Source organism: Haematobacter missouriensis, assembly GCF_000740775.1.
In the GTDB taxonomy this organism is placed as follows: domain Bacteria; phylum Pseudomonadota; class Alphaproteobacteria; order Rhodobacterales; family Rhodobacteraceae; genus Haematobacter; species Haematobacter missouriensis.
The window spans coordinates 1-12,783 of record NZ_JFGS01000059.1; the positions used below are offsets into that span (position 1 = coordinate 1).

Consider the following 12,783-nt stretch of genomic DNA (forward strand, 5'->3'; position numbering starts at 1 on the left):
GCGGCGATCCTGAAGGTACCGGCAGGAAGACCCGACAGGCAACCACCGGCGATGATCACCAAGACCACGAACATGTCAGTGCGCGCCCTTCCCCCTGACCTGCAGCCACGGGCACCGCACCGCATCAGACCGGATACTGGGCGGGCCACCTGATCAGCACCTGCCGCCCAAGTGCTCGACAGGGAAAAGGGACAGGGCCGGAAGCGAGATCAGAGCGTGCCACTGGTCCGCGCAACTCACGACCAAGGTAGCCGGAAAGAGGGGAAGAGTGATCCCTGCGCGCCCATGACGACGGGAAAATCCGACCGACAACCATTCCGGCGATAGGCAGGAAGGCCGCGCCATGAACGCCGCAAGGATTGATAACAGTTATCAAGCATGCCATTGTGAAACCGGCAATAGCGGAGGCCGCGATGATCAGTGCCGATCTGGGAACACAGCTCGAGAGCTTCGTGGCGAAGCTGGTCGAAACCGGCCGCTACAATTCCAAGAGCGAGGTCCTGCGCGAAGGCATCCGCCTGATCCAGGAGCGCGAAGCCCGCCTTGCCGTGCTGGATCAGGCTTTAGCCCGGGGGCTCGCAGATGCTGATTCCAGGCGGGTCAAACCGGCCGGTGACGTATTCGCGCAGCTCGAGGCCAAGTATCAGGCGATGGGCAAACCGGCGAAATGATCGTCGAGATCACCGCCGAGGCCGAAGCGGATCTGGAAGCCATCGGCGACTACATCGCACGGGACAATCCCGCCCGCGCGGTCAGCTTTGTCCGCGAACTCGGGCGCAGTTGCATGGATCTGGCTGACTTCCCCGAGGCCTGGCCGGTCATCCCACGATATGAGACACAAGACATCCAGCGCCGCGTGCACGGGCGCTACCTGATTTTCTACCAGATCCGCAGGGATAAAGTGACAGTGCTGCACGTCCTGAACGGCGCGATGGACGTTGACGCGGTCCTGTTCCCGCAAGGCTGAGGTCAGTGAACAGCGCCGCAGCATTTCTTGTACTTGCGCCCTGAACCGCAGCTGCACGCATCATTGCGACCGGGCTTCGATGCCGCTGAGGGCGCAGCAGTCAGATTGGCGGCCAGCGGCAGACCGGGCATGGATTTCGCCGTATGCGCCTTGGCGAAGGCGTTCAGATCCTCGACCATATCGGGGATCAGATCATGGGCCTCGCGCGACAATTTCGTAGCCTTCCAGCCTTTCCCTTCGGCGAACCCGGTCGAGATACGCGAGAGTTTGCCTGCGAGATCCAGCGCCTTCTTCGCCCGCCGGTCCTTGCTGTCCTCAATCAGATCCCAGGCGTCAGGCCGCAGTCGCATCGCCGCGACGAAACCCATCATCCAGAACTCCCAGATGATGTCCCCGTTGCGCTGATCCTCGTCGAGGACAGGGAAATATTCCCCCGGGATCATCAGCATTCCGGCGACGCGGTTGTAATGCGCCATGATGAGATCGAGAGCCGCCTGAAGCTCCTCGGCGCTGTCGAACTCCGGCGGGCCGCCAGTCCCCCAAACCTTGGCAAGCCAGATAGAGGGCGAAATCATTTCCGGACAGGTGATGAGACCCGCACAAAAGCCATCGAATTCGGCAAGGATCATCGGATCGTTGTCTTCGGGCAGTGCCGAAAGCACCGCATCGAGGCGATCAAGGTCTTCATCGCTATGCCAAAGTGCAATCGTCATGCTGAGCCCCCTGTCGAGAAAAATCATCCTGCCGTCTTTTACGACAAACCGATCACGGTGAAACAGGCAACGCGGCCGGAGAAAGCCGCTGTTGTTGCTGGCTCTCGATCTTTCCGCCCCGAAAAGCCTCTCCGGCAGAAGGCCGAACGTCGCGGACACGACAGAAGCCAACCTATTGAAATATTTTTATAAAGATCCATATCACACTCAGGCTCTGCCACGCGGTGCCGCCTGATGAAGGTTTCTCCATGAACAGGTCACGTCCCATGCCAGCGATCCTGCGCGCCGAACAGGCGCATGTTCCGCCCCGGCCCTGTTAGCCCCTGCCTTTCGGCGGGCGACAGGGACCGGGGAGAATGCCCTGTTTCAATGTCCCGCCAAAAGGATAGTCCCATGTATCGCAATCTCTTGCCCGCCCAGTGCCATGCCTGCGGCGAGGAAGTCCCACGCGCCGCAGCACACCGCTGCCCGATCTGCCTGAATCCGTTTTCGCGCATGCCTCTGGATCAGACGCGAACGCGCCCCAAACCAGAGATGCGCAGGCGGCCGATGCACCGAGACGGCGAATGATCTGGCCCGACATCCCTAAACATCAGATCGGAGCATTGCTGGCACTGCTGTTGTTCGCGCTTTTCGGCGAAGCCCTGCCTGCCATGGTCGAGGGTGGCGCGGCATGGTGGGAGCCGATGCGCAACACCGCGCTTTCGGGCGTATTGTTCCTTGGCGCGCATCTTCTGCATGCCATTTCGTCCGCGCGCCTGACACGACGACGGAAGGGCCGACGCCCCGTGCCGAAAGTCGCGCTGGACCTGCTTCGCCTCGCCCTCTTTGCCGCAGCCACGCTGGCCAGCCTGTCGCTGTTCTTCCGCCAGGATCTGTCGGGGATCCTGACCGGCTCCGGCCTTCTGCTGGCGGTGCTGGGATTTGCCATTCGCAATGTGGTCGCCGACACATTCTCGGGCCTCGCGCTTGGGCTCGAGGCACCGTTCCGCATCGGCGACTGGGTTGCGATCGATGGGCTGGCGCAGGGGCGGGTTCAGGAGATCGGCTGGCGCAGCACAAGGCTGATTACCCGCGACAGCACCCATGTGATCCTGCCCAACAGCCAGATTTCCCGCCAGAGGATCACAAACTACAGCGCCCCTCGGCCAGAGTATCGCGACCATGCCGAACTGACACTCCCGGCCACGCTTCCAGTCGCAGAGGCGCGGATACTGATAACGGAAGCGCTTGTCGGCGCGGAGACCATCGCCACCGGCAAATCGCCTGAAGTACAGGTGGCGATGTTCGCGCCTCAAGGCATCACCTATCGCGTGAAATACTGGGTTCCCCAGCATGACCGCGAGATGGCCTGCCGCAACGAGGTATTCAGCCGGATCGACGCCGCCCTGCGTGAGAAGGGCATAAGCCTGAAGCCATTGGTTGAGGGGACGGCATGACGAACCGCATCCCACCCACCATCCAACCAGATCGGAGGGCTACCTCATGTCGAAAGCGCTAAACGCCCGTATCGACAAGTTGCTGTCCTCGATGGGCTATGGATCGCGCCGCGAGATCGGCGGGCTGGCGCAAGCGGGCCGCATCATATTGGACGGCGAGAAGGTCAATGACGTGACGCGGCGTATTACGGTCACGGCGGAGCTGCCCAGGCGCATGACCGTGGGCGGGGAACAGCTTGATCCCGTTGCAGGACTGGTGATCCTCCTGAACAAGCCCGCCGGTGTGACATGCTCGCACAGCGATGCCGGTCCACTGGTTTACGATCTGCTCCCGATCCGCTTGCGAAGGCGGGATCCGGCGATTTCGACTGTCGGCAGGCTCGACAAGGAAACCTCTGGCCTGTTGCTGCTGACCGACGACGGCCAGTTCCTGCACTACGTCTCCAGCCCGAAACGGAAGGTCAGCAAGACCTATCGCGCGACCCTTTCCCGCCCTTTGAATGGGGATGAGGCGTCGCTGTTCTCCTCTGGCACCTTGATATTGAAAGGGGAAACGAAACCTCTGGATCCCGCAGTTCTACAAGTCCTCTCACCGACCGAAGCATATCTGACGATTACCGAGGGCCGATACCATCAGGTGCGGCGCATGTTTGCAGCCTGTGGCAACCATGTTGAGGCGCTACATCGCGAAAGATTGGGGCAACTACACTTGCCCGAGGATCTGATTGCCGGCGCATGGAGGCAGCTTGCGGGAGAAGAGCGGCAAATGATCTTTCTATAGCGAAATGGATGCGAAATACTTGCTGCCTAGCGGGTATAGCGAGACCTGGACAAGGTTTATGGTTTCCACAGACCCGGTTCACGGTCGCCGCTGTTACCGGCGGAATTTTCAAAAATCTGGCGCACAGTGCTGAGATTGTGGACAGGTTGGGGTGGCGCTTACGCGCCACCCTTCGCCATACGGTAAACCGGGATGCCCATCTTGCGGGCCTTGTCGGCGAGGTTCTCCTGGATGCCGGTGCCGGGGAAAATGATGACACCGATCGGCAGGCAGTCGAGCATCTGGTCATTGCGCTTGAAGGGCGCGGCCTTGGCGTGCTTGGTCCAGTCCGGCTTGAAGGCGACCTGCGGCACCTTGCGGTTGCTGGCCCAGGTGGCGGCAATGCGCTCGGCGCCCTTCGGGCTGCCACCATGCATCAGGACCATATCCGGATGTTTGGCGTGAATCTGATCGAGACGGTCCCAGATCGTGCGGTGATCGGTGGTATCGCCGCCCGAGAAGGCAACTTTCGGCCCCGGCGGCACCAGCATCTCGGTTTCCGCGATCTTTTTAGCGGCGAGGAAATCGCGGCTGTCGATCATTGCTGCCGTCAGATGGCGATGGTTGGTGCGCGATCCCGAACGCGGGGCCCAATGGGTGCCGGTCACGCGCAGGAAGATGTCGGCGGCGGTTTCGCGGAAGAGTTCCAGGCTCTCGCGGCGTTCGATCAGATTGCCGCCGATGCCGATCAGGCTCTCGAGCTGGACGGATTTAACTTCGCTGCCATCCTGCTCGCGCTGAAGGCGTTTCTGCGCCTGCTCGTTGTCATCCAGTTTGCGCTCGATCCGCTCTGCGGCGCGGTGGAAGGTGTTGACCGTCGACCAGAGGATCTCGTCGAGGTCGAAATCGAGGCTGGTATCGGCCATGGTGGAGATGAGGGCGTCGAAGATGTCGGAGACCGCGGTCTGGATGGCCTGGTCTTCAGGGGTGGGCCGGGGATCTGCCTCGCCCTCGGCGGGACGATAGCCATAGAGCTGCATGTCCTCGATGATATGGCCGGTCGGGGAAATGGTGTGATCGGGCTCGAAACTATCCTGGGCAAACATGGGATGCATCCTTCGGCTTGGACCGCGACCGTCGCGGCCTTCTGGCGACGACAAGCCCACGGGCGCTCCGGCCGGGCAGCCCGCGCACCCGCGGGCCTTGATGGCAAAGCCCGGCTGATTTGCTTCGCGATGTAAAGGCGGGGCCTGCCCCGCCGACGGAAATCAGTCGGGCGCCGCCATTGCCGGGCCGGAGCGCTTGTGGGCCGCTCGCCCTCTGAGAAGGCCTCGGCGCGGTCCTCTTGCCGAAGGGGGTTGCTTCCCCTGTCCGCCCGGGCAGGAGCGCGCCCGCCCGATCACCTCCCGTTCCCGGCAGATCAGCGAAGGGCCATGAAGCGGCTGACGTCCTCGGGGGCGAGTTGCCCCCGGACCTGCGCCCGAAGTGCCCCCAGACCCGGCCCCAGGAGATCGTCGTTGAAATCTCCCAACATGGGCGAGAGCGTGATGGCCTCGATACCGGCCTCGTGCGCCCGGGCGATCAGGCTGTCCCGCGCGCCATCGCCGGCGGGATCGTCGTCGCGGATGATATAGAGCCTGCGCAGAGTTGCCGGGAAGAGGATGGCTGCGAGATGTCCCGCTGAGAGAGCCGCGACCATCGGCATCTTTGGCAAGATCTGGCGCAACGAGAGCACGGTCTCGATCCCCTCCCCTGCCGCCATGACATCTTGCGCGTGGCCAAACCGGACCGCGTTGCCGAGCAGGTCTCCCATCGCCTTTCGCGGAGGATCAAGAGGCGCTTTCGCGCTGCCATCGCGGGTAAGCCAGGTGCGGTGGACGCCGGTGAGCTTGCCGTCGAGGTCGGTGATCTTGGCGATCAGCGCGGGCCAAGTCTCGGTCGGACCCTCGCCTTCCGGACGGTAATAGCAGTCGGGGTGGAAGCGAAGACTGTCGGTGTCGCGCAGATCCGTCAGTCCACGCTTGCGCAGATAGGTGCCGGCCAGCGTGCTCCGGATAGACCGGGATATGCGCCAGAGCCGGTCTGCAGCGTCAGATGATCCAGAGGGCGCCGGTGCTGATCTGAGCCTCCTCGGCTCCGGTGCCGGTTCCAGTTGTGGCAGGCTGAGGAACCGCCGGGCCTCCTCGGCGACATCGGCGAAGTCGCTGAGGCCAAGGGTTTCGCGGATCACATCGAGCAGATCGCCATGCTCGCCGCTCTGTCCGTCAGTCCACTTGCCGGCGGCTCCTTTACCTGAGGCCGAGCCGGTGAGGCGGACGTACATCGACCGCCCCGGTTCATTGCGCACATCGCCAACTTGCCAGTAATTGCCCTGTTTGCGGCCATTCGAGAGATAGTGCCGGCACACCGCCTCGGCCTGTTGGCCAAGACGCTGCGACAGATCGGCGGCATCGATGCGAGCCATTACGCCGCCCCCTGCCGAAAATAAATATACACACTTTTATTGTGCCGCGAGGCAAGTTTCCCTATCTTGAGCGCATGGATCTGGACTGGGACGAAGACAAACGCGAGCGCACCCTGCAGGAGCGGGGCCTCGACTTTGTCGATGTTGCCGCGGCGCGTTGGGATAACGCCCTGACCGCCGAGGATCAGCGGGAGGAATACGGCGAGCGCCGCTTTGTCAGCCTTGTCCCGATCCAGGACCGGCTTTGCGTGGTTGCCTGGTGTATCCGCGGCAAGGGGCTGCGGGTGATCAGCCTGCGCAAAGCCAATGCACGGGAAAGGAAGCGCTATGAGCAAGAATAAGTCCCTGATCGACAGCGAAGGCGAAGTCGGTGATCTCGGCGACAGCTTCTTCGCCGCCGCCCGGCGTGGTCGCCCGGCATTGCTGCCGGGCGACAAGAAGGTTCGCATGAACCTGATGATCGACGCTGACATCGCCGCGAAGTTGAACGAGGTCGGCAACAAGAGCGCCTTCGTCACCGAGGCGCTGCGGAAAGCGCTGGCGGGATAAGTCATCATGCCGCCTCACGCTCGGTGATACGGCTGATCGGATAGACCGCCAGCAGCTTGCCAAGGATGTCGGTGCCATTCGCACCCACCGGCACGAAGAAGCGCAGCTTCCAGGAGATGATCTCGCTGAAGAGCCCCCAGGCCCGCAGGCGATCCCGCATGGCTTCCGAGAAACCGGTCAGTTCGATCCGGTTCGCGCCCATCACCCGCGAGCGGCGCAGTTGCAGACCCTCGGCAAGATCGAGGACCGTCCGACCTTCCAGCAAAGCTATATAGGCCTGTTCCGGCGCCAAGCTGGACGCGCCACTCATGGTGGCACTCGCGGCCCAGGCGGGCGAGACCCGGCGGCCAATGATGCGCTCGCCATCATCGGTCTGCAGACGGTAAACGCGGGTCTCATCCTGCGGCAGCCGTTTCCAGACCGGAAGAAGCAGTCCGGAAACCACATGCAGCGTGGCATCCGAGAATTCCGGCACATCGGCAACCTCCGCGCGCCAGGCGGCCGCGAAGGTCTTTCTGTCACTCTCAACCCAAAGCGTGTCACTCATCATCCTGATGGACATGCTGAAGGCTTCCATCGGCCGGATCAAGCGCACACGGCGTTCGATCTCGCCATCGTCAAGCATGATCGAGGTGGTTGGCACCTGCACGGCTGCGCGACCGGAGCGGCTGTTGACCAACAGGACCGCGCGCGGGTCATCCAACTCGTCGAGCGCGGCATCAACCAGCAGCGGCGTATTGCGCCGTCGTTCGGTAATGGTCAGAAGGCGGGTCTCGGCCCCGGTGCCGGGATGGGTGTAGATCACCTGACGGTCGGTGACGGTGAAGCTCTCGGCCTTCAGCGTCTCGAGGCCCAGATCATAGATCCCGGCTGCCATTGCGCCCTCGACCTTCGCCTCCAGCAACTGCTCGAAAGCGGTAAAGAGAATGCCTTGCAATTCGATGGTCAGCGCCAGCAAGCGGTTGAGGAAGGTGGTGATCGGCGGCAGCTCATCCTTGATGCCGTTTGAATCCATCAGCTTCAGGCCGGTGGCGGATTCAAACCGCTCGAGCGAACACCCATCCACCTTGCCGCGCACCAGCAGGAGGTAAAGCTGACGCAATGCTGCGCGGGCATAGGGGCTTTCCAGATTGTCTTCGGGCCGGAACAGCCCCTGCCCGCCGGTCTGGCGCTGTCCGCGGGTGATGGCTCCGAGCGTGTCGAGGCGGCGCGCGATAGTGCTGAGGAAGCGCTTTTCGGCCTTCACATCGGTGGCAATCGGCCGGAACAGGGGCGGCTGCGCCTGGTTCGTGCGGTTCGTTCGCCCGAGACCCTGAATGGCGGTATCTGCCTTCCAACCCGGTTCCAGCAGGTAATGCACGCGCAGACGCTGGTTCCGCGCCGAGAGCTCGGCGTGATAGCTCCGCCCGGTGCCGCCCGCATCTGAGAAGACGAGAATGCGCTTACCGTCATCCATGAAGGCCTGAGTCTCGGCGAGGTTGGCCGAGGGTGCGCGGTTCTCGACCGCCAAACGCGCCGCCGGGCCTTCGCCCTTGCGAATGATCCGCCGCGAACGCCCCGTGACCTCCGCCACCGTGTCGGTGCCAAAATGCTGGATGATCTGATCGAGTGCCCCCGGCACCGGCGGCAGTCCAGCCAGATGTTCGATCATGGCATCGCGCCGGGAGACCGCCTCGCGGCTCTCGACGGGTTGGCCATCCCGAAACACCGGCCGCGAGCTGACGTTGCCCTCGCCATCGCTGAAGGGCTCATAGAGCTGCACCGGGAAGGAATGTTGCAGGTAGCTCATGACATATTCGCGGGGCGACAAGTCCGTGTTCAGATCGTTCCATTCCTCGGTGGGGATCTCCGCCAGCCGCCGTTCCATCAGCGCCTCGCCGGTCGAGACGATCTGAATGACGGCCGCGTGGCCCGCCTCCAGATCCTCGGTGATCGAGCGCAGCAGGGTCGGGGTCTTCATCGAAGTCAGCAGATGGCCGAAGAAGCGCTGCTTGGTGCTCTCGAAGGCGGAGCGTGCTGCGGATTTGGCCTGCCGGTTCAATGTTCCATCCGAGCCGGTGATGTTAGCCGCCTCCATCGCCGCGTCGAGATTGTTGTGGATGACCGCGAAGGCCCCGGCATAGGAGTCGTAGAACCTACGCTGTTCTTCGGTCAGCTGGTGCTCGATCAGCTCGTATTCGACCCCGTCATAGGAGAGCGACCGCGCGGTATAAAGCCCGAGGGAACGCAGATCGCGCGCCAGCACCTCCATCGCAGCGACGCCGCCGGCTTCGATCGCTTGGACGAACTCGGCCCGGGTCGCAAACGGGAAGTCTTCACCGCCCCAGAGGCCAAGGCGCTGCGCATAAGCGAGATTGTGCACCGTCGTCGCGCCGGTTGCGGAGACATAGACCACGCGCGCATCGGGCAGCGCGTGCTGTAGCCGCAGACCCGCCCTGCCCTGCTGCGAGGCGGCGACATCGCCCCGCTCGCCCCTGCCACCGGCGGCGTTCTGCATCGCGTGGCTTTCATCGAAGATGATCACCCCGTCGAAATCCGATCCCAGCCAGTCCACGCCCTGGCGGACACGCGAGACCTTCTCCCCCCGATCATCCGAGCGCAGCGTCGCATAGGTGGTGAAGAGGATGCCTTCCGACAGGGTGATCGCCTTGCCCTGCGCGAAGCGGGAAAGCGGCGTGATCAGCAGCTTCTCCTGGCCGAGCGCCGACCAGTCGCGCTGTGCGTCCTCAATCAGCTTGTCGGATTTGGAGATCCAGAGCGCTTTGCGCCGTCCCCGCAGCCAGTTATCGAGAATAATCCCGGCCGATTGCCGGCCTTTGCCCGCGCCGGTGCCATCCCCAAGCATGAACCCGCGCCGAAAGCGGACAGCCCCGGTAGCACCCGCTGCCGCAGCGCTGACCGTGTCCAAGGTCTCGTCCAGCGTCCAGTTGCCGGCGAGGTGGTCGCTATGCGCTTCACCCGCATAAATCACCGTCTCGAGCTGCGCATCCGAGAGGCGGGCGCAGATGTCGGCGGGCAGAAGTGGCCGGTAGGAGGGTCGGGGTGGCGCGACCGAGGCCATAGCAGCGGATTGCACCAGTTTGGTCGGATGCGGTGCCGCGCCGTTAATGCGGATCACCTGGAGGGCGTATTCTTCATAGATCGCATCCGAGAGCCGGGCGGTCTCGGGCGGCGTCCAGTCCAGCGTGTCATAGGCGAGCTCAACCGCATTGGGGGCGGTTGGCACAACCCGCACGGGCTGCGTCGTAGTGGCGCGGGCGAGATAGGAGCGCGCCGTGCGGGCGGCGGCCGGTGCTGTCGGTGCCGGTGGCTGGGGCAGATCGACCGCACTGCGCGGCGGCACCTGGGCGGTGACCCAACCGAGCAGGGTCGCGGCATCGGGCGCTATGCCCGAAGAGGCCGGGAAGGAGGAAGGATCCTCGGCCGGAATCTTGTCGATCACCGTTAGCCGCGTGTCGAAAGTGGTGCCGTGCTTTGCATAGACCGCGCCATCCACGGCCGCCGTGAAGACCACCCGGCCATGCTCTTGCAGCCGGATGAAGGCAGCGCGCCAGGCCGGTGCCTCAGGGCCGAAACCCGCACCGGTGATCGTGACCAGCCGCCCGCCAGGGGCGAGCCGCGCCAGAGCCGAAGCGATATGGCGGAAAGCGGCATCACCCACGCGAGTGGTGACATTGGCCAGCGCCGAGAACGGCGGGTTCATCAGGACCACCGAGGGCACCACCCCGGCGTCGAGATGGTCGTGGATTTGCGCGGCATCGAACCGGGTGACAGGCAGGGCCGGAAAGAGGGCGGAAAGGAGATCCGCGCGGGTCGCGGCCAGTTCGTTGAGCGCGAGGCTGCCGCCAGCGATGTCGGCAAAGATTGCCATCAGGCCGGTGCCGGCCGAAGGCTCGAGCACGACATCCGCGGGGGTGATCGCCGCAGCGGTGAGGGCCGCAAGCGCGAGCGGAAGAGGCGTGCTGAACTGCTGCAGCGCCTGGCTCTCCTCAGAGCGCCTTGTATGGCTCGGCAGCAGGGCCGCGATCTTCGTCAGCGCCGCGAGACGCGCCTCGGGCGCTGCCGCCTTGCGGAATAGCGCGCGGCCAAACTTGCGCAGGAACAGTATCGTGGCGACTTCGCAGGCCTCGTAGGCGTCTTTCCAGTCCCAGAGGCCGGAAGCGTCTGAGGCGCCGAAAGCGGTTTCCATGGCACCGCGCAGCATCGTGCTGTCGGTGCGCTGGCCGCGTTCGAGATGCGGGAGAAGCGCCTGCGCTGCAGCCAGAATGCAGGGCGCGGACAAAACAGGAGAGGGCGCGACCGGCGCTTGCGCCGTGGTCGCGGGGGACAGGTCGTTCATCTGGGAGATCCTCGGGAGAGCGGAACGCGGGACTGCCCCGGACAGCGCTCTCTCTCAACCGCCCGGAACCTGCCCGTTCCGGCCCCCTCTCGACCTCTCACGTTGATCGAGACAGGCCCGTAACCTCGGCGCGATCGCCTCGGCACTTCATTCGGCTCGCCCCACCTCAGGCGGGCCATGCGTCAGGGATCTATGCCCGGAAGGGTGAAGACGGCGACGCTGGCTTCCGTCCGTCAGGACCTGAGCCCGGTCCCGGCAATGCCGGGAGACGGCTCAAACCGAATGCTATATGCCTGTGGATGAACCGGTAATTCTTCGATCGCTGCAAATAGCCACAATCCCGCAGCCTGACGAAGCTTAGCTGGATCAAGGCAGAATTATTCTGGGGGCAAAAGCAGGCCCCCCTTCATGCGTTGCAACGCAAGCGTCGAACCTGCGATAGATTCTTACCAGATTTGGCCGTGTGGGAGGTTCATATTGGCGCAGAACCCGCAAGTCACCCGTGAGAACCATTGGGTGCCACAAGGCTACCTGAAACGGTGGACTTATGACCCAGCTCGCACAAAAGTCAGGCGAACCAATACCGAAACTGGTGAAATCGAGTCGAAACCGATCAAGAAGGTTCCTGTCAGAGCTCATCTTTACGCGCCGATGGGACCCGATGGCAGACGATCCGATCCCCTGGAGAAGAAACTCTCCATGCTGGAAAGATGGTTCGGCGAGCCGGTTTGGGATCACGTGTGCTGCGGCAGTCCGGACCTGACAAATCGGCACATGCGGATGATGCTGTCCCTGCTGGCAGCGTCATCCTTTCTGCGAACTCCCCGGCATTTTGAGCAATGGAAAACGGTTCATCAGAACCTGGTCACCTTTGTGGAAACAGAGAGCATTGAACATGGTCTGCCGGACTTTCTCACGATCAACGGGCAGAGAACCCAACTCGATGCAGAGGGTTGGGGCGCCTTCACCAGCAGGAGTGAAGAAGAGCTGAAAAAAGGCTGGAATGACTGGGTTGGCGATGCGGCGGGATTGGCCACAGAGTTGATGAAATTGCGCTGGTCCATGCTCATCTCCGAGACATCGTCATTCATCACCTCAGATGACCCGGTGGTGATCACAGACGGCGACGGCGTTTTCAGAGGAATCCCGAACACCGAGACCCGGGTGATCTACCCTCTGTGCCCGACACGCATCCTGATGATGGACCACAAGAAGGACGAACCGGAGGGGGCGTATTACGGCGTGGAAGACGGCGGCGCTTCGGTGAACGCCCATATCTGGCGGAATGCATTTCGGGATGTGTTCACCCATCGGCACCCGAACGAAAGCCCTTGAGAAGGCAAAGGAACACCGCCGCCTCGATGCTTATGCCGGCGCGCGACCTTTGGAGTTGCTGTTGAAGGAGCCATCGATCCGCCCATTTTTTCGCAAAACTCCAGAGGCCCCGGTCTTCCAACCGGGGCCTTGTGGTGGGGGGGATCAATCCCCCCGGTTGCCGTTGGGGCGCGACCAGATCAGGCTGTAGCCCTCGCCGTCCTCGTCGTCGAAGAGG

11 protein-coding genes are annotated in these 12,783 nt (G+C 63.1%); 7 read left to right on the plus strand and 4 right to left on the minus strand.

Annotation, left to right across the window (positions count from 1 at the left end):
* The first annotated feature begins 413 nt into the window (after positions 1-413).
* Complete coding sequence (locus CG51_RS17990) at positions 414-671, plus strand: type II toxin-antitoxin system ParD family antitoxin (RefSeq protein WP_035747378.1); 258 nt, start codon at positions 414-416, stop codon at positions 669-671.
* Positions 668-967, plus strand: a complete 300-nt coding sequence (locus CG51_RS17995) for a type II toxin-antitoxin system RelE/ParE family toxin (RefSeq protein ID WP_035747379.1) — start codon at positions 668-670, stop codon at positions 965-967. Before CG51_RS17990 ends, CG51_RS17995 begins: the two co-directional genes overlap by 4 nt.
* Before the next feature lie 2 nt (positions 968-969).
* Here the strand turns inward: CG51_RS17995 and CG51_RS18000 are convergent, their stop codons facing one another.
* On the minus strand, positions 970-1,680 hold the full coding sequence (locus CG51_RS18000) for a UPF0149 family protein (protein ID WP_035747389.1): 711 nt from the start codon (positions 1,678-1,680) through the stop codon (positions 970-972).
* Positions 1,681-2,246: 566 nt separating this feature from the next.
* Between CG51_RS18000 and CG51_RS18005 the strand changes: the two genes are divergently transcribed.
* Positions 2,247-3,119 (plus strand): mechanosensitive ion channel family protein, encoded by an 873-nt coding sequence (locus tag CG51_RS18005; RefSeq protein ID WP_051930856.1) that lies wholly within the window; start codon positions 2,247-2,249, stop codon positions 3,117-3,119.
* Positions 3,120-3,165: 46 nt separating this feature from the next.
* Positions 3,166-3,900 (plus strand): pseudouridine synthase, encoded by a 735-nt coding sequence (locus CG51_RS18010; RefSeq protein WP_035747380.1) that lies wholly within the window; start codon positions 3,166-3,168, stop codon positions 3,898-3,900.
* Between the two features lie 158 nt (positions 3,901-4,058).
* Here CG51_RS18010 and CG51_RS18015 read toward each other — a convergent pair whose 3' ends face one another.
* On the minus strand, positions 4,059-4,985 hold the full coding sequence (locus CG51_RS18015; RefSeq protein WP_035747381.1) for a DUF2493 domain-containing protein: 927 nt from the start codon (positions 4,983-4,985) through the stop codon (positions 4,059-4,061).
* Between the two features lie 314 nt (positions 4,986-5,299).
* Positions 5,300-6,343: a DUF7146 domain-containing protein gene (locus tag CG51_RS18020; protein WP_035747383.1), complete on the minus strand. Its 1,044-nt coding sequence runs from the start codon at positions 6,341-6,343 to the stop codon at positions 5,300-5,302.
* 74 nt (positions 6,344-6,417) lie between these two features.
* Between CG51_RS18020 and CG51_RS18025 the strand changes: the two genes are divergently transcribed.
* Positions 6,418-6,684 (plus strand): BrnT family toxin, encoded by a 267-nt coding sequence (locus CG51_RS18025; RefSeq protein WP_035747384.1) that lies wholly within the window; start codon positions 6,418-6,420, stop codon positions 6,682-6,684.
* Entirely contained in the window at positions 6,671-6,892 is a 222-nt protein-coding gene (locus tag CG51_RS18030; protein ID WP_035714872.1) for a hypothetical protein, read from the plus strand. Before CG51_RS18025 ends, CG51_RS18030 begins: the two co-directional genes overlap by 14 nt.
* A 4-nt stretch (positions 6,893-6,896) precedes the next feature.
* Here the strand turns inward: CG51_RS18030 and CG51_RS18035 are convergent, their stop codons facing one another.
* A complete protein-coding gene (locus CG51_RS18035; protein WP_035747386.1) occupies positions 6,897-11,231 on the minus strand; it encodes a strawberry notch family protein in 4,335 nt (1,444 codons plus the stop codon).
* A gap of 477 nt (positions 11,232-11,708) precedes the next feature.
* Between CG51_RS18035 and CG51_RS18040 the strand changes: the two genes are divergently transcribed.
* Positions 11,709-12,566 (plus strand): DUF4238 domain-containing protein, encoded by an 858-nt coding sequence (locus tag CG51_RS18040; protein ID WP_158212566.1) that lies wholly within the window; start codon positions 11,709-11,711, stop codon positions 12,564-12,566.
* The last annotated feature ends 217 nt before the right edge of the window (positions 12,567-12,783 follow it).

Excerpts from the sequence above, each read along its gene's own strand:
- CG51_RS18005 (WP_051930856.1), top strand. The coding sequence starts at position 2,247 with ATGATCTGGCCCGACATCCCTAAACATCAGATCGGAGCATTGCTGGCA.
- CG51_RS17995 (WP_035747379.1), top strand. The coding sequence starts at position 668 with ATGATCGTCGAGATCACCGCCGAGGCCGAAGCGGATCTGGAAGCCATC.
- CG51_RS18035 (WP_035747386.1), bottom strand. The coding sequence starts at position 11,231 with ATGAACGACCTGTCCCCCGCGACCACGGCGCAAGCGCCGGTCGCGCCC.
- CG51_RS18020 (WP_035747383.1), bottom strand. The coding sequence starts at position 6,343 with ATGGCTCGCATCGATGCCGCCGATCTGTCGCAGCGTCTTGGCCAACAG.
- CG51_RS17990 (WP_035747378.1), top strand. The coding sequence starts at position 414 with ATGATCAGTGCCGATCTGGGAACACAGCTCGAGAGCTTCGTGGCGAAG.
- CG51_RS18000 (WP_035747389.1), bottom strand. The coding sequence starts at position 1,680 with ATGACGATTGCACTTTGGCATAGCGATGAAGACCTTGATCGCCTCGAT.
- CG51_RS18030 (WP_035714872.1), top strand. The coding sequence starts at position 6,671 with ATGAGCAAGAATAAGTCCCTGATCGACAGCGAAGGCGAAGTCGGTGAT.
- CG51_RS18025 (WP_035747384.1), top strand. The coding sequence starts at position 6,418 with ATGGATCTGGACTGGGACGAAGACAAACGCGAGCGCACCCTGCAGGAG.
- CG51_RS18015 (WP_035747381.1), bottom strand. The coding sequence starts at position 4,985 with ATGTTTGCCCAGGATAGTTTCGAGCCCGATCACACCATTTCCCCGACC.
- CG51_RS18010 (WP_035747380.1), top strand. The coding sequence starts at position 3,166 with ATGTCGAAAGCGCTAAACGCCCGTATCGACAAGTTGCTGTCCTCGATG.